This is a genomic window from Exiguobacterium acetylicum DSM 20416, from assembly GCF_000702605.1.
Taxonomy (GTDB): Bacteria; Bacillota; Bacilli; order Exiguobacteriales; family Exiguobacteriaceae; genus Exiguobacterium_A; species Exiguobacterium_A acetylicum.
In genome coordinates this window covers 2,547,202-2,569,332 of record NZ_JNIR01000001.1, presented here as the reverse complement: position 1 = coordinate 2,569,332, position 22,131 = coordinate 2,547,202, and the positions used below count along the sequence as shown (strand labels likewise).

Sequence of the window (22,131 nt, the reverse complement as noted above, 5' to 3'; positions counted from 1 at the left end):
TGGAACATGATAGGATAAATACATAAATTATCTGACAATTCAGACGTACAATACATTCATACATAAGAGGAGAATGAATCGATGAAAGCTGTCACTCGTGTTTTGTTAACCTTAACGTTACTCATCAGTAGTTGGACACTCGTCCCAGCATCAACGCAAGCTGCAACAAGTAAAAAAGTAGTGGTGTCAGTGGATGTGCTGAATATTCGTGCAAAAGCTGCTGTATCAAGTAAACGAGTCGGGCAATTGAAACTTGGACAAGCTGTAACCGTCGTAGGTCAGGTCAAAGAATGGTATCAAATTCGTCATCAAGGGAAATCAGCATACATCGCCTCTACATACACGAAAGCATATAACGCTAAAGCGACGAAAGGTCTTAGTAAAACAGGATCAACGATCGTTTCGGTAGCAGAAGGTCTCAAAGGACGTCCTTATGTTTTTGGTGCGACAGGTCCTGTTAGCTTTGATTGCTCTGGATTTACACGTTACGTCTATCAAGCACTAGGAAAATCACTCCCACGTACGGCAGCGGCTCAATACTCAGCAACAAAACGTACGGCACCTGGCGCTGGGGATCTCGTCTTCTTTACACATGGAAGTGGGATTCAACACGTTGGAATCGCTGTTGATGGCGGTACGATGATCAACGCGAACTCGTATTATGGAAGAGTCGTCAAAGAATCGTTCCGTGGCGGCTACTGGGGATCACGGTATGTAGCGGCAGGAACTCTTTAAACGAAAATGAAGCGACGAATTCAAATCGATGAACTCGTCGCTTTTTTATATGGATTCAGGTATGAGGAAGAACGGTCGTTCCATCAATGAACGCCGAAGGAACTTCGATTTGTGGACGAGCAACAAGATCTTCACGGATGGTTAATTGAAAAGCATGTCGTCCGATCGTGGCATACGGAATCGCGATGGTCGTCATCGCTAAGACTTCAGCGAGTTCACTTCCATCAAAACCAATGACAGACAGGTCTCCGGGAACCTGATAGCCTTGTTTTCGGAGTTCCAAGATCAGACCCGCTGCGACGTGATCACTTGCGGTCAAGATGGCGGTCGGTCGTTGTTTTTGTTGCATCCAACGCCTTGCGATAGTCGCGCCATCTTCAATCGTCAAGGTCTGTTCATAGACGAATTCGTCACGCACGACCTCTTGATACGCATGTTTACGTGCCAAGCTATTCGTGCTGTCCGGTCGCCCAAGACAGATGCCGATGCTCGTATGTCCTTGTTGTCGCAGATGTGAAAGTCCTTGTTGAAAGGCCGTATAGTGATCGATATAGACGGCAGCGACATCTTCATGGTGTTCACAAAAGACGATGGGTCCATAACGTTCATATGGTAAAATCGCTGATAACGGAAGACTGTGCGACACGACGATGAGTGCGTCGATTTCCTGTTGTGCCAGCGCATCCAGTGCCAGTTGCTCATGCGTTTCCACATAATTCGTTTGCCACGTCAAGAACCGATAACTCGCGTCAAAGGCAGCTTGTGCGATGCCTTGAAGAATAGCAGCGTGATACGGATGATCAACGAACGGGAGCATGACTCCGACCGTTTTTGTCATACCTGTCGATAGATGAACGGCAGTCTGATTACGGATATATCCGAGTTTTTCGATGGCTTCTCGAACAGCTTGTCGTTTCTCGTTCGCCACATAAGGGTGATCATTTAGTACACGTGAGACTGTCGTAACGGACACGTTGGCTTCACGTGCCAAGTCTCGGATGTTCGTCATCGCGCATCCCTCCTGGATTACATCTTACGAGATAATCGTCGTTCAAGTCGGCGCCAATCCTGTCGAGAGACGGGAGCCGAAAATGGAGCTGTCTGCTCAGCCAGTTCATTGATTTTTGAGAGCAGTCGCGTTTTTTCTTGAGGAGACAAATCAGGGTATTGATCGACCAACGTGTGCTGACACAAATAATAGCCTGCTGGTGTATGCAATTGTTCGATGGCCCACTCAAAAGCAACATTTCGTTTAAACAGCTGGATTAATCGTGTATGAATCGACATGATATTACCTCCTTTTTAGTGTATATCAAGACGATAGGCTATGAAACGCGTTTCACGGCAAGAACTATTTTTACGCAGCGAATCGATTGGAAAAATTCAGCAAGAATTGACCAGGTAGACAAAGAAGTCTATGATTGTGACGATACAACACAAAGAGGGGCGAACGTAAAATGGAATCGACAGACTCGAAGCTGGCATTGAAAATGCTCGTTGTTCTATCTCGGACGATGCATGCGGTGACGGAGCAAGTGAAGGCAGACATCAAAACACATCAGTTGAATTTATCGGAATTCGGCGTTCTGGAATTGCTGTACCACAAAGGGGACACGCCTCTACAACAAATTGGCGATAAAATTCTATTAACGAGCGGAAGTGTGACGTATGTCGTGGATAAACTTGAAAAGCGTGGGTTGATTGCGCGAAAATCATGTGCGACGGATCGTCGTGTCACGTTTGGGACATTAACCGAAGCTGGGCGCGAACTAATGGAAGAGACATTCCCGAAACACGAAGCCTTTTTAGCAGACCTATTCAAGGATTTGTCGGTTTCTGAAAAGGAACAATTGATTGATCAGTTAAAACGAATCGGTTTACGAGCCGAACATTATACGCCGCTCGAAAATGTGTAAGAATTAGCACTTATAAGATCAAGCAAGCTCAAGTCACGGACTTGGGCTTTTTTTTATTCGTTAAGAAGTCAAACTAATTGACAAACGAAAAGGTGGTTGGTATGTTTAGTTACAGAATTTACTTTAAATAAAAGGGAGAAATAATAATGACTAAATTACTTTATGTAACTGTTAACCCGAAAGCTACAGAACACTCTTTCAGCCTTCAAGTCGGCGAAGCATTCCTCGAAAGCTACAAAGCAGCGAATCCTTCAGCTGAAGTAGAAGTTCTTGATCTATATAACGAAACAGTCCAAGAAATCGACACAGACGTGTTAAGCGCATGGGGCAAATTCGCAACTGGCGAAGAATTAACAGAAGTGGAGATCGCAAAAGTTGGTACGATGACAAAACATCTCGAGCAATACATGGAAGCAGATGAGTATGTCTTCGTCACACCAATGTGGAACTTCTCTTTCCCAGCACGTCTCAAAATGTACATCGACAGCGTTCTTCTTGCAGGTAAAACATTCGCTTACACTGCAGAAGGTCCAAAAGGTTTGATGGAAGGCAAAAAAGCACTCCACATCCAAGCAACAGGCGGCGTCTACACAGGATCTGGTCTCAACTTCGGTGATGACTACCTCCGTCAAGCACTTGCTTTCACTGGTGTAACAGACTACGATGCACTCTTCATCGAAGGTATGGCAATGAACCCAGAAAAAGCAGAAGAAATCAAAGAAGCAGCAATCGCTAAAGCGAAAGAACTCGGTCGTTCATTCTCGACTGTCAACGCATAAGATAAGCGTAGAAAAGGCTCCCGCCGTGTCGGGAGCCTTTTTGTGTGCTCTCAAGAGAGCGTTGATTTTTTACGAAGCACGAGCGTCAGGAAAAGTAACAAATCCTTGAGTTTCTCGAATCCACGAGGGTGCGTCGAGATACGATAGAGCCACTCTAGCTTGAAGCGACGGAATAATTTAGGCGCACGTTTACTATGTCCTGACCAGACGTCGAACGCACCACCAACACCGATGAAGATGCCGTGATCGACTTGATCATAGATGGAAGCAATCCATTCTTCCTGTTTTGGCGCACCTAGCGCGACGAGAACAAGATCAGCGTCTGCTTCTGTAATGGCTTTCGTTGCTTCTTCTGTCTTTCCAAAACCATGAAACGTTCCAACGAAGTGGATGTTCGGAAAACGAATCGATAACTGACGGATCAGCGATTTCATAACTTCCGGGCGTCCACCGAGTAAAAAGACACGCTTCTCGAGTGCGTCTGCCGTCCGCAATAGTTCACGTGCGGTCTCGATTCCTGGCAATGTCGCAGTGAGCGGTGCTCCCATCCGTTTACTGGCAGCGGTCACACCGATTCCGTCTGGTGTGATGAACGTCGCCCGTCGTAAAATGGCTTCGTAGGAAGGTTCACGCAATGCACGCAATACGAGCTCTGGATTTGCGGTGACAAGAAAGGCTTTTCCGCGGTCGTGTAAGATTGTTTTAATATGGGTATACCATTGCGAAGGTGCCGAATCGACGAATGGTAGTCCGAATAATTGTTTTGTCTGAATCATAGTTTTCCACCTCATCATCCATCATAGCAGAATCAAGACGGACGAACAGCGACTTGAGGCTGAAAAAGGAGCGGATTCACATGCATCCATCTTGGCAAACCGTGTTAAAAGAAGAAAAGGAAAAACCCTACTTTCAAGAACTGTGGGCTTTTTTGAAGGAAGCCTATCAAACGACGACTGTCTATCCTCCGAAGGACCGGATCTTTCATGCGTTTGATGCGGTCGCGCCAGAAGATGTCCGGTGCGTCATTTTAGGGCAAGATCCTTATCATGGTCCGCGACAGGCGAATGGACTCAGCTTTTCCGTCCATGACGGAGTTCCGATTCCTCCGTCCCTTCGAAACATGTATAAAGAACTCGTCGCGGATATCGGTTGTCCGGTACCGACATCCGGAAATCTCGAAGCATGGTCTCAGCAAGGAGTATTCTTACTCAATACGTCGCTTACGGTTGAGGAGGGGAAAGCAGGATCCCATGCTAAAAAAGGTTGGGCACAGTTCACGGATCGGGTCATCGAAGTATTAGGAACACAGACACAACCGATCGTGTTCATCCTCTGGGGGAATCACGCGAAGAGTAAAAAAGCGCTGATCGATACGGATCGTCATCTTGTTCTTGAAGCCGTTCATCCGAGCCCTTTATCAGCGAGTCGTGGATTTTTCGGTAGTAAACCGTATTCACAGACGAATGCCTGGCTCAAAGAGCAGGGGAGAGAACCGATCGACTGGTGTTTGTCGTAAATCAAAAGCGTGTGTTCCGTTGAATGCGGAACACACGCTTTTTGAGTTAATTAACGGCTTGAAACGGTTGGTTCTTCATCCATCATGAACTTTTCGACGACGAGAGCAACACCATCTTCATCGTTCGAAGCAGTCATATACTGTGCTTTTTCTTTGACGGTATCGGCTGCGTTCGCCATCGCGACGCCAAGACCTGCCCATTCGATCATCGATAGATCGTTGTTGCCGTCTCCACAAGCAATGACTTCTTCTTGAGCGATTCCCAGTTTTTCAGACAGTAAGGCAAGGCTTGTGCCTTTTGTCACACCATCTTCTGTGAATTCAAGGAAAAATGGCTTCGAGCGAGCTACCGCGAGTTCACCCGCAAGTTCCTGTTGAAGCGTCTGTTCGACGCGCGCAAGGTGCGTCTCTTCTGCCATCATTAAACACTTGACGACAGGTGTTTGAATCGCTGCTTTAAAATCAGCGACAGGAATGACCTCCATGCCTGTCAATTGTCCTTCGAGCGTCGTATATTCATTCGGTTCCTCTGTCAGGATCTCATGTCCGACATACGTGTGGATGTAGACACCCTCCCGTTTACTTAAATCGTCGAGACGGTGGACCGTCTCCGGGGAAAGCGTGCTGAGGAAGAGCGACTCGTTCGTTTTACAATCGATGATGGACGCGCCATTGAAGCTTAGGATGTAACTTCCATAGCGTGCGAGTTCTAGTTCTTTTGCGAGATCGAGCATGGCAAAAGTCGGACGACCGCTAGCGAGCACAACCTTCTTCCCGCGACGTTGCGCAGCGAGTAAAGCTTCTTTCGTACGTGGTGAAATCGTATGGTCACTTGTCAACAAGGTATCATCTAAATCGAGAACAATCATTTTATATGTCATACATTCAAACCCCTTTCAATTATCTGTATATCGTAACAACTTGTACCCCGTTCGACAATATACTCTCCTCGAAGAGAGTATGATAAAGTGGAAACAGAGCCCGTACGGAAAGGATTCCAACTTTATGAAATATCTCTTCATAGTCATATCAAGTCTATTATTAGCAGGTTGTAGTACGATGTTTCCGCATCCTGCCTCTCTACTCGAACATCCGTCCCTTCCGGCATGGGAGCAGTCGTTGAAAGAACGGATTGACCGCGATTTGCCGAAACAGGCAGAAATCGTGGCACCACGAAATCAAGCGGTATCACGCCTATACGAACTGATCGATTTAGATCGAAACGGTAAAGATGAGGCGATCACCTTCTACCGCAGCGAGCAGGACGGGCGCTTCACGATTCATCTTCTCGTCCATGAACGACAAGGCGAAAAATGGCGACTCGTGGCGCGACAGACGGTAGCTGACGGTCGAGCCATCGATCGACTCGAAGTCATAACTGACGCACGACATAAACAAAACCACCTGGTCATCGGTATTACCAGTTATGGTGAAAATACGTTATACATCATTGAGCAGTTATTATCGAAGCAACGAGACGTCACGAAAGTCGATCGGTATGATCGTCTGTCGGTAGCTGATTTGAATCAAGATCGAGAGCGGGATATGGTGCTTCTGCAAAAGGGCAGTCCGTCTCGTTTGATTTATTATAAAGACATCCTGTCGAAAGAGCACCAAGAGACGACACTTTCAACGCAGGATGGCGATTTATTCGCAGAACATGATTTATTTGAAGTCGATACGATCAATGCTGCTCGGAATAAAGGCTTGATCGTCTCGTATACACGCGATGCAAAAATGCACATTGCATTATTCCGCTTAGCGAACGATACGTTGGAACAGATCCGTTTCGGTCAGGTCGACGAGATCGTCGAACCGATGTACACCTTCCCGAAAGATGTCGATCAAGACGGAATCGTCGAGTTTGGTCATCAATATACGCCAGAAGGTAGTAAAGGGCGTGAAGGAGAACCGAAACCACGCATCACGGCATACTACACATGGAATGGGTCAGATAATCCGCCATTTCTCGAGAGCGGGTTCGAACTGCGAGAAGAGCAATACATCGATCAAGAATACAATTTCGTCATGCGGTTCCCTGCCAACTGGGCGACGCGTGAAACGATCGAAAAACGCGAAAATCGTGTTCGGTTCATCAATCGGGAAACGAAGCAGATTGATTTCGAATTAGAGGTCATTCCGAAGAATCAATACATTGCCAATGATCAAAAAAGAAAAATCAAAGAAGGTATCGATTATGTCTATGTGATTGATGCGACGAAGGATTATGAAGTGTTCGTCAATCGTGTCACACTCGTGGAATAAAGAATCAGGGGGAGAAGAGAATGACCAAAATACTAGTAGCCGAGGATGAACATGCGATTCGCAGTTTCATTGTCATTAATTTGAAACGGGCAGGCTATGATGTCATCGAGGCGGAGAATGGGAAAGAAGCGCTTGCGCAGTTTGATCAACAAACCTTCGATATTCTGTTACTCGATATCATGATGCCGGAAGTCGACGGTTTTGCCGTCTGTGAACAGGCGCGGGCAAAGGATGAGGTCGTCGGGATCATCATGCTGACGGCACGAACACGAGAAGAGGATAAAGTCATGGGACTGAGCGTAGGCGCGGACGACTACATCGCGAAGCCATTCAGTCCAGCAGAGCTACTCGCGCGCATCCAGTCGCTCCTGCGACGGGTAGAGACGTTACGTCGTCGGAAACAGCCGCGTGAACTCGTCTCTGGACCGTTCCGGATTGATTTAGGGGCGAAGCGCGTCCAAAAAGAAGGTGTCGACGTCGAAGTGACGCCAACTGAATACGATTTACTTTGCCACTTCATCAAAAACGAAGATCAAGTCATGTCGCGAGATGAGTTACTCGATGCGGTATGGGGTGAGAATTACTTTGGTGATCGGAAGACGGTTGATGTCAACATTCGCCGTCTTCGTCAAAAAATCGAAGAGAATCCAGCGGAACCGAAGTTCATCGAAACATTGTGGGGACATGGATACAAGTGGCGTAACGAAGAATGAAGCGCCAGATATTGATGCGGTTCATGACGATTATCACGGTGACAGTCTTACTCGTCATCGGGATCCTCTCGTTCGTGACCTATAACTATTACTACGTGACGGCGACGGATGTCTTGAAACGTCATGCGAATGCGAGTGCTGTCTTATTTGTGAATAGCGGTCTTGCTTATGATTACGCCGATTCAGAAGCGACGATCCATGATGTACTCGACTCTTACGCTTATCCAGACGCTGAGATCGAAGTGTTGGATGCGACAGGGATTCCGCGTTACTCTTCGACTGGATTCATCTCAGAACGGAAGTTGACGCGAGAGGCGGTCAATCAAGTAAGGGCGGGACAGACCGTCACGAAACGATATGACGATGAGACAACGGGAGAACATTTACTGGAAGTAACAGAACCTGTCGTGTCGTTCGGTCAGACGACGGGAGCGCTTCGTTATACGACGTCGCTTGAGCGAATCGACCGACGTGTGATCGAAATTTGTTTAGCGATCGTCCTCCTGGGTACAGTAATTTGGGGACTTGCCTTCATCTATTCCTCACGTCTCGTCTCGTCGATCGTCCGACCGATTCAAGAAGTCATCGGTGCATCGGACCAAATCGCGAAACAGCATTACGACGTCAAGGTGAACGAGGAATACTCGTTCGAGCTTGGAGAATTAGCGCGGACGATCAATTATATGGGGCAACAGATCAAACAGCAGGAAACGTTGAAAGATGAATTCATTTCTGGTATTTCTCATGAATTGCGGACACCGCTGACATCAATCAAAGGCTGGAGTGAAACGTTACTCGTCGAACAGGATCAGTTGCCGGAAGAGGCGTCGCTTGGGATGGGCATCATTCATTCGGAGACGGAGCGTTTGATTTCGCTCGTTGAGCAGTTACTCGATTTCTCAAAACTCGAGACGAGTCGCCTCGTCTTATATCGTCAGGAAGTCAATTTGACAGAAATCATCGAGACCGTGACGGCGCAACTTCGTCAAAAGCTAGAAGAAAAAAATGTCCAGATCGTACAGAAGTTACCGGCGCAAGTCGTTGGTTTATACGACGAAAACCGATTAAAACAAGTCTTCTTGAACCTGCTTGATAATGCGATCCGCTTTTCTCCAGTCGGTGGCACGATCACCATTCGACTCGTTCGTTCAGAGCGTGTGTTGTTCCTCTCCTTCAGTGATGAAGGTCCCGGCATTCCGAAAGAGCACTTACGTCACGTCACAGAAAAGTTCTATCAAGTGCAAAAAGGAAAGGGCGGAACAGGGCTCGGACTATCGATTTGTCGAGAACTCGTCGAAGCACATGAAGGCAAGCTATTCATTGATAATCAGCCGGAAGGTGGCGTCATTGCGACGATTCTGTTACCTGTCACGAAAGCGTAAACACTGAGACGGGCAGAGTGAAACAGAAACTGGTAAAGTTAAGTGGATTATAGTACAAAATGGATCAGATGATAGGAAACGGAGGAATCAGTCATGGCACTTGGTGTTTCAAATGGTACGCTTCAACCGCTCTCCGGAAAACCGAACGCGGTATCTACTCAAACCGATCTACAGGAAATGAAAATGCGACCGCTCCCGTTCAAAGGAACGCTTGCAGATTCGAAGTTTCAACTCTTACGCATCCTTCAAAGCCTCGACCGCGTCAAAGTCGTCAAGGAAGAAGGAACATACATTCACGCTATCTTCACGAGTAAAGTCTTTCGCTTCAAGGATGACGTCGAATTTTACTTCGATGAAGCCGCACAGGTGATTCACTTCCGTTCGGCATCACGTGTCGGGTACTCCGACTGGGGCGTCAACCGTAAACGAATGGAAGACATCACACGTCGTTATGAGGAGGGCTCACGATGAAGACCTATCAATTAGTTGTTATCGGTGGTGGTGCGGCCGGAATGACGATTGCTGCCGGTGCAGCAAGTCTCGGCGCGCACGTCGCCCTGATCGAACGCCATACGCATCTAGGTGGAGATTGTCTTCACTACGGTTGTGTTCCTTCAAAGGCTTTGATCGAAGCGGCGCACGATGTTCATGTCATGAAGCGGACGGCTGAAAAATACAATGTGACGCTGAACGGAGACGCGGTCTATTCTAAAACGAAAGCAAGCGTCGATCGGGCACGTAACATCATTCAATCACACGATGGAACGAAACGGTTCGAAGACCTTGGTGTCGATGTCTATATCGGAGAAGCGACATTCCTCAGTGCTCATGAAGTGGAAGTGGCGGGACAGCTTGTCGTAGGTGAGAAGTTTGCGATCTCGACGGGATCGCAACCAATCATTCCACCGATTGACGGACTCGATACGATTGATTATTTAACGAACGAGACGATTTTCGAATTGACGGAGCGTCCGGAGCGACTGCTCGTCATCGGTGGTGGTGCGATTGGTCTTGAGTTATCGCAAGCGTATGCGCATCTTGGAACAGAAGTCACGGTCATCGAGGGTATGAAGACGTTACTCGGAAAAGAAGATCGCGACATGGTCGAAGTCATTCAACGTCAGCTCGAACAAGAATTGACATTACATCTCGATACGAAGGTCACGCACGTCCGCAAGTCGGCGGGGGGCATCGAAGTGACGGTCGAAGCGAACGGCGAATCACGTGTCATCGAAACGGATGCCGTGCTTGTCGCGGTCGGTCGTAAGCCACGCATCGAAGCACTACGTCTCGATCGAGCTGGTGTACACGTCGAAAAAGGATTCGTCCAGGTCGATGGTTCACTTCGCACAAGTCAACGACACATCTTTGCGGTCGGAGATACGATCAACTCGCTTCCATTTACGCATGTCGCAGGGCTTGAAGGAAAAACGGTCGTCACGAATGCTTTATTCGGTCTACGGACGAAGCCGGATTATCGGGCGGTTCCATGGGTCACATTCACGACGCCTGAATTATTCCATCTCGGATTGACGGAAGACGAGGCACGCAAGAAACATGGGGAGATCAAGGTCTATCAGACCGGTCTCGATGAAGTCGATCGTTTCGTCATCAATGGTCAGACAGAAGGGCGCGTCAAGCTCATCGCCGATAAGCGTGGAAAACTGATTGGAGCACATGCAATCGGAGAACAAGCGGGTGAGTGGATGCAAGAAGTCGTCTATGCGATGGCACGTAAAGATAAGGTCGGTCAATTGTCGCGTGTCGTCCACCCATATCCGATCCGTGGTGCTGCTGTTCAGCGTGCTGCTGATGTCTACTGGCGTGAACGTCTATTCGCTGGTCCGATCCCAAAATGGTTGAAACGTTATTTCGACTGGAAACAAGGAGAATGATTCATGCAACAACCTGCTACTAAACGGAATTTCGTTCCGCTCGTCATCCTGCTGACGCTTGTCATCAATTTGCTCGTGGCCCTTTTATTCTTTGCGCCACCAGTACAAGTTGATTCAGGATTCGATTGGACGTTGCTTCCTTTTTTGAATGCCATCTTCAATAGTTTTACCTTCATGCTGTTGCTCGGCGCTTGGATTTCCATTCGTCGTGGCAATCGGGTGAATCATCGTCGCTTCATTGGTGGTGCGATGATGACGACGACTTTATTCTTAATTTCGTACGTCACGTATCACGCCGTCAGTGAATCGACGAAATTCGGGGGCGAAGGTTTCGTTCGCCCTGTCTATTTCTTTATCCTGATTACGCACATCATCCTAGCTGCAGTCATCGTTCCACTTGTCTTGATGTCACTCGCGCACGCTGTGAATCAAAACTTCGAGAAGCATAAAAAGTGGACACGCTTTACGATGCCGCTTTGGTTATACGTCAGTTTGACCGGTGTCATCGTCTATATCATGATTCGTCCGTATTATTAAAAAAAGCTCCTTCGAGGCAACCACGAAGGAGCTTTTTTACGTTCAGGATTCGACTTTTGTTTCGTCGAGTACATTCGCTTTTAAGTCGATCAATGGTCGAATCAACACTTCGACGCGTCGATTCTGACTGCGACCTGCTTCGGTTTGATTGGACGCGATTGGTTGGAATTCACCGTAACCGCTGACGGTGAAGCGTTTTGGTTCAAGCTTTGGATTCCGTTGTAAGGCACGCATGAAACTGATCGCCCGGTCCGCACTCAGTTCCCAGTTCGACGGATACTGTGCTGTGTTGATTGGAATATTATCTGTATGTCCAGACACTTGAATCTGACGTTGCCCGGCTTTGACGAGTAGTGCACTCATCCCCTCTGCGATTTGAAGCGAGCGTCCTCTTACTTCTGCTTGAGCTGGTGAGAACAGTGCGCGGTCGCGAATTGTAAAGACGAGTCCTTCATTCGTGATTTCGACCTTGATGTCTTTTTCAAGTTTTTCATTCTTAATGTATTGATTGGCTTCTTCTTTGATTTTTTCGAGTTCTGCGATTTCATAGCTTTGTGCCTTCGTCCGCGCATCGAGTTTTTTCGAATCCTCTTCTTCTTGAGTAGAAAGTGAGCTGTTCGTGATCATTCCTGAGCCACCGTTGAAGACAGAGCTAAACGATTGGGACATCGCTTTTAACTTCACGGCATCGACATTACTCGAAGCAAAAAGTACGATGAAGAGTGCCAGAAGTAAGGTCAATAAGTCGGCGTACGGAATTAACCAGCCTTCGGAGATATGTTCGTCATGCGGCTTCTTTTTCCGCTTCATAGTTCGCACGCTCCTTCGGTGTCAAGTACACAAGTAGCTTATCCTCTAAGTTTTTCGGTGATTCACCGTTTTGAATCGAGAGAATCCCTTCAATCATCATCTCGTATAATTGAATCTCGTTCGCTGATTTTTGCTTCAGCTTCGTTGCGAACGGGAACCACAGGACGTATCCGGTGAAAATCCCGAATAGTGTTGCGATGAAGGCACCTGAAATGGCGTGACCTAATTTTTCGATATCCGATAAATCGGATAAGGCGGCAACGAGACCGACAACGGCACCGAGAACCCCGAGCGTTGGTGCGTAAGTACCGGCTTGCGTGAAAATGTTCGCATTTGCATGATGGCGTTCCGTCATGTTTTCGAGATCACGTGTCATGACGTCCTCGACATATTCGGATGGTTGTCCATCGATGACCATCATGACGCCACGCTTCATGAAGGCATTATCGACTTCTTCAAGTGCTGACTCGAGAGATAACAGACCTTCTTTACGTGCTTGTGTCGAGAGTGTCAAAAATTGTCCGAGCAACACTTGTTTTGTCATCAGCTTTTGTTCGAATAAGATGACTTTAAACAAGGCAGGTAAGACTTTCAATCGTTCCTTCGGGAAGGAAATCATGATGGCAGCTGCTGTCCCGACGAAGATGATGACGAGGGCTGCTGGGTTAAGTAAAGCGACGGGAGGCGCACCTTTTAAGATCATACCTCCGACTAGTGTGATGAGACCAAGAATGATCCCGATGATCGACACGATATCCATGATTGATGTGTGCCACCTTTCTGTATGTAATCCGTATAGGAACGAAAAATAAAAGAGCAGAAGACACTTCTTCTGCTCGGAAATCCAAAAACCGAGAATCAAGCGCCGTTTTCGTCGATTAGCATTTGAATGCTTTCGTTTCGTTCGTCACGCTCTATATCGGTCAGTACGTCGTATTTTTTTAACACTTGATACAATTCATTTAGAATCGGTTGCTCCAAATGTAATGATAAGAGTTCCTCGAATTGATAATACAATTGCGCAGGCATCCATTGTGATTGTCGTTCCAGCCTTCGCCAGACATCCTCAATCGAATGATCAGCCGTCTTAGGGTCCACTGTTTCCCTCAACCTCCTTTAATGATTACACGTCCACTTTTATCTAGTTTACCAAAAAAATACGAAAACGTTTAGTCGATTGCATATTTCGATAGAACTTCTTAATTCGAGGGAGTATGATAAAGACAATTCTGTCTGAAAACAATCTAGGGGGAGTAAGATGTTCTCGCATAAAAGACGTTCACGACTCGCACGCTTCGGGCGTTTAGGTGAATTGATGTATCATCAGCTGTTCGATAAACCGGCACGTTTTATCGCAACTGGCTTTACATTGACGATTTTACTGGGTGGTTTTTTATTGTGGCTTCCGATCTCGCAGCAAGAGGGGCAAGATGTATCATTCATCGATTGCCTATTCGTTGCGACATCGGCAGGAACCGTCACAGGACTGTCACCGATTAATATTGCCGAATCCTATAATTTACTCGGTCAAATCATCATGATGCTCTTAATTCAGGTCGGTGGACTTGGATTCATGACGATCGCGCTCGTCTTGCTCAGCGTCACGGGACGAAAAATCGGGATTCGTCAGCGGATCATTATCCAAGAGATGTTTAATCTCGATAGTCCGGGCGGAACGATTCGTCTCGTTCGTAATATCATCGTCACGACGGTCCTCGTTGAGATCGTCGGCATGTTTTTGATTGCGCTTGATTTGTTCATTCAATACAAATACAGCTTCGGAAAAGCACTCTATTACGGTTTGTTCCACGCCGTATCTGCCTTCAACAATGCAGGATTCGCACTTTGGGGTGATAATCTAATCGGTTTCCAACAAGATACGACATTCATTCTGACGATTGCAGCGCTCTTGATGATTGGTGGTCTTGGTTTTACGGTCATCGCGGATATCGCTGGTAAACGAAACTTCAAGAAAATTTCGCTCCATTCTAAATTGATGGTGCTATCACTACTCGTCATCAATGGACTAGGTGTTTTAGCAATGATGCTCTACGAGTGGGTTTCGAACTTGGGTTCATTAAAAGATGAATCGTTCTTCAGTGCGCTCCATATCGTGTTCTTTCAAGTCGTCACGACACGAACGGCTGGTTTCCAGACGATCGATTTAACGACGATGGTGCCGCTCTCGATCGGTTTGATGATGGTTTTGATGTACATCGGGGCAGGTTCCGCATCAACAGGTTCCGGGATCAAGGTCACGACGGCAGCGGTCATCTTGAAGAATGTCTGGACGTATATACGCGGACAGCGTGAAACGGTTCTGATGCGACGGACTGTTCAGACGCAAGCGATTCAAAAGGCATATGCGATTGCTGTCTTCAGTTTATTGTTCATCGCTTTGATCACGACGTTCCTGGCATTGACCCAGCCGAATATTTCCTTTATTGGTCTATTCTTTGAGACCGTTTCGGCATTTGGAACAGTTGGTCTTTCTTTGAACGTAACAGCTGAGCTCAATAGCTTTGGTAAGTTTTTGATCATGTTCATGATGCTACTCGGACGTGTCGGCTCCTTGACGATTCTGTGCACGTTCGCGACGCAACGAGACCGGACGATTCGTTATCCAAAAGAAAATATGTTGATCGGGTAACCGATTTAAAAAGTCCAATCGACTTCCCTTGTGGAAGAACGATTGGACTTTTTTAGTGTGTTGCGTGTGTTTGGTAATACTGGACGAGTCGAGGCATCGTTTCTGCAAGGTCTGGACAAATAATACCAGTGTCCCGTAAGTCACGTAAGGCATGTGTCGTGTCATATTGAACGGGATGAATGAAGTAGTCAAGTGTCTGCCGTTGCATCTGAAGTCGTTTCGCGACAGCTGGAGTCAATGCCGTGCTAACGAGTCGAAACGGAACGATTCCGCGCGGATAACGTCCATAATAGGCGACGTGTAACATCTCAAAAATCGCGCGTGCGCCATGTGGGAATGGATCCGTCAGATGATAGGTCTTATTTCTTCCGACCGGTGCATGACTGAGATAAGCGGTCGCTTCAATGACGTAATCATAGGGCACGAGATTGACGAGTGCGTTTGCTCGACCTGGGTACGGAAGAGGGGCGAAGGATTGCAGGAGACGCATCGCGTTCAGAACAAAATACACCCCATCCCACTTCGGTGTTTCGCCCGTTTCGGAATGACCGACGACGATCCCAGGACGGATGATTGTATAGGGAATCGTTCCGATTTCTTTACGGAAACGTACCTCTGCTAAATATTTCGTTTCTTCATAAGCATTTTTAAAGGCACTTGCTTGTAACTCATCTTCTAGAACCATTCCGGAACGAAGACCCGAGACATACGCTGTACTGAAGTAAATGTAGCGCTCTAAGGTCCGACACGTATGAGCAAACTGTGTCACGTTCGCGGTACCGATCACATTGATTCGAAAGGCGGGTTCATATGCTGTTGCTAAATCATATAGCGCCGCGAGATGAAAGATGTGTGTGACGTCTTGTTGCAACATCATCCGCGCCTCTGATGATAAAGCAAGCTGTTCGACCGTGATATCGCCTTCGTGCAATACAAGTTGCTCCGATCGTAAGGATGTACGTTCTAGAAGATCCTGGCGTCGCTTAACAGCTGCGTTTCGCTCTGGCGGTAAATGAAGCAAATGAAAACAAGCGATTTGGTCCGGAACACGTGCCAGTTGTTCGATCAGTTTGGTCGCTAAAAAACCGGGGAAACCCGTCATAAAGTAGGTCCGCATCAATTCCATTCCTTTCTTGGATCACGTTCGAGTACAACGGTGAAAGTCGAACCATCATTGATTTCTGATTCAACGGAAATCGCACCTCCGTGCGATTCGATGATTTCCTTACAGATGGCAAGTCCGAGTCCGGTTCCGCCGATTTTCCGGATGTCTGAGTTATCAACCCGGTAAAATTTCGTAAAGAGCTTTTCAAAAGCATTTTGTGGAATACCGAGTCCGTGATCTGTCACAGAGAACGTTGCTTGTTCCGGATTGGCTGAAAGAATGACTCGAATATGATCCGCCTGTGGAGAATACTTAATGGCGTTCGAAAGCAAGTTCAAGATCACCTGCTTGATTTTGTGCTCGTCCGCAAAAATCAGAACAGGATCCTCTGGTAGTTCTAGATCAATCCGATGCGTCTCGACGGTTTCGCCATAGGCATCGACGGTTGATGCGAGAAGATCGCGTAACGAGAACGACGTGAAGGTATACTCCTGTTTTCCACCTTCTAGACGTTGAATGTCTAAAAACTCATTTAATAGCGTCGTTAATCGTTTCGTCTCTTCGTGGACGATCTCAACATACCGTTCGATTCGATCAGCCGATTGTTTTTTATATCGTAGTAATTCCATATAGCCAAGAATGGAGGACAGCGGCGTGCGCAACTCATGCGATACTGTACTGACGAGTTCGTCCTTTACTTGATCCATCTTCGCTTCCTCTGTCCGATCACGGAAAACAAATAGGAAGCCATGACGAGAAATGCGGCTCTTCTCCTTTTTGATCGCAGTCGCATAAAATTCGAAATAAAGTGGGCTGGACTCATTTGGTCGCTGTAACGTGAAACGAAACGATAGTTCAGAATGTTTTCCGGCGAGTAATTCTTCTACTTGTCGGAGCATCTCGAATCGAGTGTTCAAATCGAGATTCGGAATCAGACTGATTCGTTCTTGAATCTTACTTGGTGCAATGCCTGGGACATCGAGTAATTTGCGTGCTTTGACGTTCATGAAGATGAAACTCCCATCCTCTTCTGTCAGTAGGAAACCTTCATTGGATGCCTGAAGAATCGATTGTGTGATATCACGCTGACGCATGATGGCATTTTTTTCGCGTTCAAGCATTTTTTCAATCTTTTTTCGTTCTGTAATATCACGAACGACGGCGACACGCATCCGGATGTTGTTGTAGATGATTTCACGCGGAAACACTTCGATTTCGACAGAAGTTCCGTCGGCACGTTGACCGAGGACTTCGTATGGTTCTTCTCGATGCTCCTCGATGCGTTGTAAGACACGCGCGTGATGATCCGGATGAATCAATTCAAGCGTCGTCTTGCCTTTCATTTTCTCGAGTTTCGTCCGGAAAATGACTTCTGCTGCGCGATTGGCATCGATGATGATGCCGTGGTCATGAAAGATGACGGCTTCAACGACGGATTCCGAGAAGAGTCGGAAGCGGCGTTCGCTTTTCGTCAGATGCCATTCGATTTGTTTTTGCGGTGTGATGTCCTGAATGAGCAGGAAGTACGTATCGTTTGGCAACCGTGTCATATAAAGGCGTCCATGGAACGTTGAGCCATCCAAACGATGATAGGTCCATTCATTTTCGGCTTCCCGTCCATGCAGTAAAAACAGTTGCGCGTCCGATAAGTCTTTTAAGTTCAATTGTTCGAGATGTTGACGGCGGGTAGCGATTTCCTTCGCATCATGTAGAATCGTCGTTTGGAGACCAATGATGTCTTCGGCATGCTCGAAACGGAATAAGGTGCTTGCCACTTCGTTACAAGTTTGAATCCGAAACTCCGAGTCGGTGATGAATAGAGCAGTATCTAGTGTTGAATTGAATAAGTCTTCGATTTTCAGGGGAGCGACATGGACAAGAAAATAGTCCGTCGCTTCAATCGCTGTGACTGTTAATTGATGTGTCGTTGCAATGACGGCTTCCTTCTGTAATGGAAAGAAATCATCCGTGATGGGAAACAGTTCCTGAACGGTTTCGATATTCGGGGCGTTCATGAACTGGTGTTGAAAAGCATCATTATGAAATTGAATCTTTCCGTTTGCATCGACTAGAAGAACGGGGTCTTTCATAGCACGTATCGTCGCGTGAATGATTCGTAGCGATGAAGGGGATGAATGTTCTGCCATGAGCTACCTCCTGACTGGTCTTCGACCATGGATTTTAAGACGGTCTTTCCTCGTTAGTTTACTTCAGTTTACTTCTGCAAGACGAGTCGTATTTCCTGTTGAAGGAAGCAACCGACGAAGAATTTTAGTATAGTGAAAAAAAGGTCACGATACAGTAGAGGGGAAAAGCACGATGAAACGATTGAAACGAAAACGATTGTTACTAGCAGCTTTGTTTGCAATGATAGGAATTTTCGGAACTTATTTTTTTTCGAGTTCTTGGGAACCTTTAATCTTAATCATCAGTATAGTAGGGTGTATCCTTTTTCTTCTTTTGTCCATTTTAACGCCGTCGCTTGAAAAACGACTCGATCGAATGGAAGGACGAGAATTTGAAGAATGGCTTGCCGATTTATTTGAAACAGCTGGATATCGGGTCGAGTTGACACCTGCTTCACGCGACTTCGGAGCAGATTTGTTGATAGAGGATGAACGAGGGTATAAGATTGCCATCCAGGCAAAGCGATATAGTGCGGCTGTAGGGCTCGAAGCGGTTCAACAGGTCGCTGCCTCGGTTCCATTTTACGGGATGGATGAGGGATGGGTCGTTACGAATTCGACCTTTACGGAAGCCGCGTATCAGCTAGCGGAACCAAATCAGGTTCGCCTCATTGATCGGGAAGAATTGCTCGCATTTGCAAAGGAGATGAACCTGCATTGAACATGTCGAATGATTGTCGACAAAAGGGGGTTGTCAATTTGGAGAAACGGTGCAATAATCATTTTCGTTAACGAAATATCATACAGATAAAGAAAGTTAAACTATACAGGATGTCTAAATAAACTGGGGACGAAAAACCAGCACGTTTTAGCAGTGAGAGGAGAATTTCTGTTGCGCAAAGTTGTCTATGTGCAGGGTTGCGTTTTTTCGCAAGGTCATGCCGCGATTTATGATGAAGCGCACCAAATGATCGGTGCGGTTCAACACGACGAGAATGGTCGTGTTCAAGTAATGAATGGTGAAGGTAGAGGGGTAGCGTTTGGTAAGTTCATTCCGACGTGTAAGAAATGGGTCGTGATGAACCATGATGGACAAGAGGTAGGTCAAATGCGTGAGAAGTTTTCGCTCTTCTCGAAGAAATGTGAGTACAACGTGTATGAGCGTGGTACGTTCACGATTTCCTTCGACCTGACAAAAGGAAAATTCTCCGTACGGAGTGCAGCTGGAGAAGTCGTTGCGGAATTGTTGCAAGACGGTGATGAGTACCGTCTCGTCAAGGATGCAGACAAACTCTCGATGTACGAACTACTCTCTGTCTTGAAAAGTCTGACGAACAACGTCCACTATAAATCACTGACAGCCGTCTAAATAAAAAAAGATGCCTTCCATGACATGGATGGCATCTTTTTTTCATCATGTCGTTTGCAGAACATGATGGAGACGTTGTTTCGCTTCGTGCGTCAAATGCGATACACGACGGGCATAGAGACACAGTTGCAGGACGTGGACAGTTTCAGGGCGGTAAGCGTTAATACGCTCGAGCGAGCGTCTGAGACGCTTCTCCGTCAATTCGATTGGACCACTTGTCTCCGCGTGTTGCGTGTAGACGAGATAAAAATTAAGCGGACTGATTAAATCATCCTCATCGATATTCGGATTCTTGAAGACGATTGTCAGCAGTTCCCGTGTTTCTTCTAACGAGAAAAGGTGTTTTAAATCATCTAGCAGATAGATGATCGAAGCCTGATTGATCGAGTACTTCTTTCCGCGATGCGGTACGCCGATGATGTCCCGGACTTCACGTTTCGTCCAGTTCTGAATCGTCGTCGCTGACATATGTTCGCCGATCAGGGCATTTGCCAAATGAACGATTTCATTGATGGATAGACCATTTTTTAATGGATCGAATTGCTTCAAGCGATTGATGACCTTCGGCAATTCTGTGCCTTCCGTTGCGACGAGGGGTTCGATTCCTTTTCCTTCGTTCAAGCGTTGCAGACAACTTGATAATGTTTGTACTGCTTGAGCATCATACATTTCCAAAACTTCCTCTCTAGGACGTCATTTGACCTTATGTTATCAAATGAAGGTTCAATAGGGCAAATGGCAACTGAAACAACGTACAATAAATAATAGGAAAGAAAGGGGGAATGACGATGGAATGGATAGCTGCTCTTGGCACGATTGGAATCGTCGGGCTAGTTCTCGTCATCCTGGAAATCATTGGACGCCGTTTCGGCTTTTCTCCCGAGACGGTTCGGAAATGGATTCATATTGCAGTTGGTCACTGGGTGTTTCTTGCGCTACTATGGCTGGATCACTGGTACGTTGCGATTGTACCGTTATTATTCTTTGCACTCGTTAATCTACTGACACTACGAAAAGGAATCGGTCAGATGCACGACGTCGATCGTCCTTCTTACGGAACGGTCTATTACCCACTCGCTCTAGCGGGACTCGTCCTGTTCTTCTTCGAACGACAGCCGATGGCGCTCGTTGCGGGAAGCATGGTGCTTGCTTGGGGCGACGGTCTCGCTGCTCTCGTCGGAAAACGCTATGGGAAGACGTTTTACGTCCGTGGTGAGACGAAACGATCCTTTGAAGGAAGTATCGCCCTGTTTTTGGCGTCATTCCTCGTTTTGACCGTGACGTTCTTATTTTATGGACAACCGGTTTGGCTCGCTGTCAGTTATGGCTTCTTGCTTGCGAACATCGCAGCCTTGATCGAAGCCATCTCATATCGCGATCTCGACAATTTGATCTTGCCTTGGACGATCGCGGCACTCGTTGCGTTTGCTTTTTAACGTCCAGTCGCGTAGTAACAATTGTTTGAAATAGAGAAAACGTAGTCGAATATAGTCTGGGTACGCGCGCCAACCTGCATGACGAATGGTCATATCCCGACACATGTCCCGAAAAACATGGCGATAGATCTTTTCTTCGGAATCGTCGTAAACAGCTGCGTACAAGCCGTGCTCGAGCATGTTAGAAAGGCATTCGTCGAGCTTGGCGTAGAGGGTCTCGTCGCTGTCTTCGCGCAATGTAGCATGCAGCATCTCATATTGAATGCTTTGATTGACAGAAGCTGTCGCATGAAAGACGGCGGTTTTGTCGAGATGAGGTACGCCGATGATTAACGCATAGAGTGCTTCCAACATGTCGATCGAATGACCGTCCAGTTGTTGGATGGAATCAATGGCCATCAGTGTATCGATTCCAGATGCGCCAACCTTCTTTAAATATGTAAACGCATGAACGGCTGATTCCCCATAAAATTGACGATGATTGTAATGGACGGCAAGAAAACGATGTCCTGCCGGCTCTTCAGGGAACCGTGCGATGGCCGAAAGGAAAAACTGTTCTGCTTCGTGCATATACCCTTCCTCTTCACTGATGATACCGAGGAGTATGTATCCTTGCACATGTTCGCCGAGTTGCTGATGTGTCTCTTCGATCAGCCGGCGCGCTTGAGTGTGTTCGTTCTTGAAATAAAGGGAATGGGCTGTAGCAATGTTGAGCAATGGATGAGATGGGACAAGAACACGTAAGCGCTCGGTTGCGGCAATACGTACGCTCTCTTCTGTATCGGATGATAGTGCTTCGAGTAACGCTACTTCAGCGACGTGGCTCTGGAGTTCATGAGAATGGGCGGTTATGGTTTGTGTCATATAATGAGATCCCCTCTACTAGTTCAAAATCAT

The 22,131-nt window shown here is 46.9% G+C and carries 25 protein-coding genes; 14 read left to right on the top strand and 11 right to left on the bottom strand.

Annotated features, from left to right (window positions below):
• Positions 1-81: 81 nt before the first annotated feature.
• On the top strand, positions 82-735 hold the full coding sequence (locus tag P401_RS0113600) for a C40 family peptidase (protein ID WP_050678422.1): 654 nt from the start codon (positions 82-84) through the stop codon (positions 733-735).
• A 55-nt stretch (positions 736-790) separates the two neighbouring features.
• Here P401_RS0113600 and P401_RS0113595 read toward each other — a convergent pair whose 3' ends face one another.
• Complete coding sequence (locus P401_RS0113595; protein WP_029342915.1) at positions 791-1,744, bottom strand: LacI family DNA-binding transcriptional regulator; 954 nt, start codon at positions 1,742-1,744, stop codon at positions 791-793.
• A gap of 17 nt (positions 1,745-1,761) precedes the next feature.
• Entirely contained in the window at positions 1,762-2,022 is a 261-nt protein-coding gene (locus P401_RS0113590) for a hypothetical protein (protein WP_029342914.1), read from the bottom strand.
• 170 nt (positions 2,023-2,192) lie between these two features.
• Between P401_RS0113590 and P401_RS0113585 the strand changes: the two genes are divergently transcribed.
• Positions 2,193-2,651, top strand: coding sequence for a MarR family winged helix-turn-helix transcriptional regulator (locus P401_RS0113585; protein ID WP_029342913.1), 459 nt, complete (start codon positions 2,193-2,195; stop codon positions 2,649-2,651).
• 146 nt (positions 2,652-2,797) lie between these two features.
• The gene (locus P401_RS0113580) at positions 2,798-3,430 is read left to right on the top strand and encodes an NAD(P)H-dependent oxidoreductase (RefSeq protein WP_023469709.1); all 633 of its coding nucleotides are present in this window, start codon (positions 2,798-2,800) and stop codon (positions 3,428-3,430) included.
• A 50-nt stretch (positions 3,431-3,480) separates the two neighbouring features.
• Here P401_RS0113580 and P401_RS0113575 read toward each other — a convergent pair whose 3' ends face one another.
• A complete protein-coding gene (locus P401_RS0113575; protein ID WP_029342912.1) occupies positions 3,481-4,206 on the bottom strand; it encodes a WecB/TagA/CpsF family glycosyltransferase in 726 nt (241 codons plus the stop codon).
• Positions 4,207-4,286: 80 nt separating this feature from the next.
• On the opposite strand from P401_RS0113575, the gene P401_RS0113570 reads away from it, so the two are divergent.
• A complete protein-coding gene (locus P401_RS0113570) occupies positions 4,287-4,946 on the top strand; it encodes a uracil-DNA glycosylase (RefSeq protein WP_029342911.1) in 660 nt (219 codons plus the stop codon).
• 50 nt (positions 4,947-4,996) lie between these two features.
• Here P401_RS0113570 and P401_RS0113565 read toward each other — a convergent pair whose 3' ends face one another.
• Entirely contained in the window at positions 4,997-5,827 is an 831-nt protein-coding gene (locus tag P401_RS0113565) for a Cof-type HAD-IIB family hydrolase (protein WP_029342910.1), read from the bottom strand.
• 178 nt (positions 5,828-6,005) lie between these two features.
• Between P401_RS0113565 and P401_RS0113560 the strand changes: the two genes are divergently transcribed.
• The 6 genes from P401_RS0113560 to P401_RS0113535 all read left to right on the top strand — a co-directional run bounded on the left by P401_RS0113560 (position 6,006) and on the right by P401_RS0113535 (position 11,738).
• The gene (locus P401_RS0113560) at positions 6,006-7,211 is read left to right on the top strand and encodes a hypothetical protein (protein WP_236627120.1); all 1,206 of its coding nucleotides are present in this window, start codon (positions 6,006-6,008) and stop codon (positions 7,209-7,211) included.
• A gap of 20 nt (positions 7,212-7,231) precedes the next feature.
• A complete protein-coding gene (locus P401_RS0113555) occupies positions 7,232-7,924 on the top strand; it encodes a response regulator transcription factor (RefSeq protein WP_023469704.1) in 693 nt (230 codons plus the stop codon).
• A 23-nt stretch (positions 7,925-7,947) separates the two neighbouring features.
• Positions 7,948-9,306 (top strand): sensor histidine kinase, encoded by a 1,359-nt coding sequence (locus P401_RS0113550; RefSeq protein ID WP_236627119.1) that lies wholly within the window; start codon positions 7,948-7,950, stop codon positions 9,304-9,306.
• 93 nt (positions 9,307-9,399) lie between these two features.
• Entirely contained in the window at positions 9,400-9,777 is a 378-nt protein-coding gene (locus P401_RS0113545) for a DUF1499 domain-containing protein (RefSeq protein ID WP_029342907.1), read from the top strand.
• Positions 9,774-11,201 (top strand): dihydrolipoyl dehydrogenase family protein, encoded by a 1,428-nt coding sequence (locus P401_RS0113540; protein WP_029342906.1) that lies wholly within the window; start codon positions 9,774-9,776, stop codon positions 11,199-11,201. The genes P401_RS0113545 and P401_RS0113540 overlap by 4 nt, the downstream gene beginning before the upstream one ends.
• 3 nt (positions 11,202-11,204) lie before the next feature.
• On the top strand, positions 11,205-11,738 hold the full coding sequence (locus tag P401_RS0113535; RefSeq protein ID WP_029342905.1) for a DUF420 domain-containing protein: 534 nt from the start codon (positions 11,205-11,207) through the stop codon (positions 11,736-11,738).
• Positions 11,739-11,780: 42 nt separating this feature from the next.
• On the opposite strand, the gene motB is transcribed toward P401_RS0113535, so the two are convergent.
• The 3 genes from motB to P401_RS0113520 all read right to left on the bottom strand — a co-directional run bounded on the left by motB (position 11,781) and on the right by P401_RS0113520 (position 13,646).
• Positions 11,781-12,548 (bottom strand): flagellar motor protein MotB, encoded by a 768-nt coding sequence (gene motB / locus P401_RS0113530; RefSeq protein WP_029342904.1) that lies wholly within the window; start codon positions 12,546-12,548, stop codon positions 11,781-11,783.
• Entirely contained in the window at positions 12,523-13,308 is a 786-nt protein-coding gene (gene motA, locus P401_RS0113525) for a flagellar motor stator protein MotA (protein ID WP_029342903.1), read from the bottom strand. The genes motB and motA overlap by 26 nt, the downstream gene beginning before the upstream one ends.
• A 98-nt stretch (positions 13,309-13,406) precedes the next feature.
• The gene (locus tag P401_RS0113520; protein ID WP_023469697.1) at positions 13,407-13,646 is read right to left on the bottom strand and encodes a hypothetical protein; all 240 of its coding nucleotides are present in this window, start codon (positions 13,644-13,646) and stop codon (positions 13,407-13,409) included.
• Between the two features lie 160 nt (positions 13,647-13,806).
• On the opposite strand from P401_RS0113520, the gene P401_RS0113515 reads away from it, so the two are divergent.
• Entirely contained in the window at positions 13,807-15,198 is a 1,392-nt protein-coding gene (locus tag P401_RS0113515; RefSeq protein ID WP_034786146.1) for a TrkH family potassium uptake protein, read from the top strand.
• 52 nt (positions 15,199-15,250) lie between these two features.
• Here P401_RS0113515 and P401_RS0113510 read toward each other — a convergent pair whose 3' ends face one another.
• Positions 15,251-16,315 (bottom strand): SDR family oxidoreductase, encoded by a 1,065-nt coding sequence (locus P401_RS0113510; RefSeq protein WP_029342901.1) that lies wholly within the window; start codon positions 16,313-16,315, stop codon positions 15,251-15,253.
• Positions 16,315-18,450 (bottom strand): PAS domain-containing sensor histidine kinase, encoded by a 2,136-nt coding sequence (locus tag P401_RS0113505; RefSeq protein WP_029342900.1) that lies wholly within the window; start codon positions 18,448-18,450, stop codon positions 16,315-16,317. Before P401_RS0113505 ends, P401_RS0113510 begins: the two co-directional genes overlap by 1 nt.
• 313 nt (positions 18,451-18,763) lie before the next feature.
• Here P401_RS0113505 and P401_RS0113500 point away from each other — a divergent pair, with 313 nt between their 5' ends.
• Positions 18,764-19,150 (top strand): restriction endonuclease, encoded by a 387-nt coding sequence (locus tag P401_RS0113500; protein WP_230088865.1) that lies wholly within the window; start codon positions 18,764-18,766, stop codon positions 19,148-19,150.
• A gap of 171 nt (positions 19,151-19,321) precedes the next feature.
• Positions 19,322-19,798 carry a hypothetical protein gene (locus P401_RS0113495; RefSeq protein ID WP_023469691.1) on the top strand — a complete coding sequence of 159 codons (477 nt, stop codon included), beginning with the start codon at positions 19,322-19,324 and terminating at the stop codon, positions 19,796-19,798.
• Between the two features lie 45 nt (positions 19,799-19,843).
• Here P401_RS0113495 and P401_RS0113490 read toward each other — a convergent pair whose 3' ends face one another.
• Complete coding sequence (locus P401_RS0113490) at positions 19,844-20,467, bottom strand: DUF1836 domain-containing protein (protein ID WP_023469690.1); 624 nt, start codon at positions 20,465-20,467, stop codon at positions 19,844-19,846.
• A gap of 119 nt (positions 20,468-20,586) precedes the next feature.
• Between P401_RS0113490 and P401_RS0113485 the strand changes: the two genes are divergently transcribed.
• Positions 20,587-21,234: a diacylglycerol/polyprenol kinase family protein gene (locus P401_RS0113485; protein WP_029342899.1), complete on the top strand. Its 648-nt coding sequence runs from the start codon at positions 20,587-20,589 to the stop codon at positions 21,232-21,234.
• On the opposite strand, the gene P401_RS0113480 is transcribed toward P401_RS0113485, so the two are convergent.
• Positions 21,166-22,098 carry a tetratricopeptide repeat protein gene (locus P401_RS0113480; protein WP_051656314.1) on the bottom strand — a complete coding sequence of 311 codons (933 nt, stop codon included), beginning with the start codon at positions 22,096-22,098 and terminating at the stop codon, positions 21,166-21,168. The genes P401_RS0113485 and P401_RS0113480 overlap by 69 nt on opposite strands.
• Positions 22,099-22,131: the final 33 nt, after the last annotated feature.

Coding starts and splice junctions, on each gene's coding strand:
- P401_RS0113535 (WP_029342905.1), top strand. CDS start 11,205: ATGCAACAACCTGCTACTAAACGGAATTTCGTTCCGCTCGTCATCCTG.
- P401_RS0113510 (WP_029342901.1), bottom strand. CDS start 16,315: ATGCGGACCTACTTTATGACGGGTTTCCCCGGTTTTTTAGCGACCAAA.
- P401_RS0113555 (WP_023469704.1), top strand. CDS start 7,232: ATGACCAAAATACTAGTAGCCGAGGATGAACATGCGATTCGCAGTTTC.
- P401_RS0113570 (WP_029342911.1), top strand. CDS start 4,287: ATGCATCCATCTTGGCAAACCGTGTTAAAAGAAGAAAAGGAAAAACCC.
- P401_RS0113480 (WP_051656314.1), bottom strand. CDS start 22,098: ATGACACAAACCATAACCGCCCATTCTCATGAACTCCAGAGCCACGTC.
- P401_RS0113595 (WP_029342915.1), bottom strand. CDS start 1,744: ATGACGAACATCCGAGACTTGGCACGTGAAGCCAACGTGTCCGTTACG.
- P401_RS0113550 (WP_236627119.1), top strand. CDS start 7,948: ATGACGATTATCACGGTGACAGTCTTACTCGTCATCGGGATCCTCTCG.
- P401_RS0113580 (WP_023469709.1), top strand. CDS start 2,798: ATGACTAAATTACTTTATGTAACTGTTAACCCGAAAGCTACAGAACAC.
- P401_RS0113515 (WP_034786146.1), top strand. CDS start 13,807: ATGTTCTCGCATAAAAGACGTTCACGACTCGCACGCTTCGGGCGTTTA.
- motB (WP_029342904.1), bottom strand. CDS start 12,548: ATGAAGCGGAAAAAGAAGCCGCATGACGAACATATCTCCGAAGGCTGG.
- P401_RS0113585 (WP_029342913.1), top strand. CDS start 2,193: ATGGAATCGACAGACTCGAAGCTGGCATTGAAAATGCTCGTTGTTCTA.
- P401_RS0113490 (WP_023469690.1), bottom strand. CDS start 20,467: ATGTATGATGCTCAAGCAGTACAAACATTATCAAGTTGTCTGCAACGC.
- P401_RS0113600 (WP_050678422.1), top strand. CDS start 82: ATGAAAGCTGTCACTCGTGTTTTGTTAACCTTAACGTTACTCATCAGT.
- P401_RS0113575 (WP_029342912.1), bottom strand. CDS start 4,206: ATGATTCAGACAAAACAATTATTCGGACTACCATTCGTCGATTCGGCA.
- P401_RS0113485 (WP_029342899.1), top strand. CDS start 20,587: ATGGAATGGATAGCTGCTCTTGGCACGATTGGAATCGTCGGGCTAGTT.
- P401_RS0113565 (WP_029342910.1), bottom strand. CDS start 5,827: ATGACATATAAAATGATTGTTCTCGATTTAGATGATACCTTGTTGACA.
- P401_RS0113540 (WP_029342906.1), top strand. CDS start 9,774: ATGAAGACCTATCAATTAGTTGTTATCGGTGGTGGTGCGGCCGGAATG.
- motA (WP_029342903.1), bottom strand. CDS start 13,308: ATGGATATCGTGTCGATCATCGGGATCATTCTTGGTCTCATCACACTA.
- P401_RS0113560 (WP_236627120.1), top strand. CDS start 6,006: ATGTTTCCGCATCCTGCCTCTCTACTCGAACATCCGTCCCTTCCGGCA.
- P401_RS0113505 (WP_029342900.1), bottom strand. CDS start 18,450: ATGGCAGAACATTCATCCCCTTCATCGCTACGAATCATTCACGCGACG.
- P401_RS0113590 (WP_029342914.1), bottom strand. CDS start 2,022: ATGTCGATTCATACACGATTAATCCAGCTGTTTAAACGAAATGTTGCT.
- P401_RS0113545 (WP_029342907.1), top strand. CDS start 9,400: ATGGCACTTGGTGTTTCAAATGGTACGCTTCAACCGCTCTCCGGAAAA.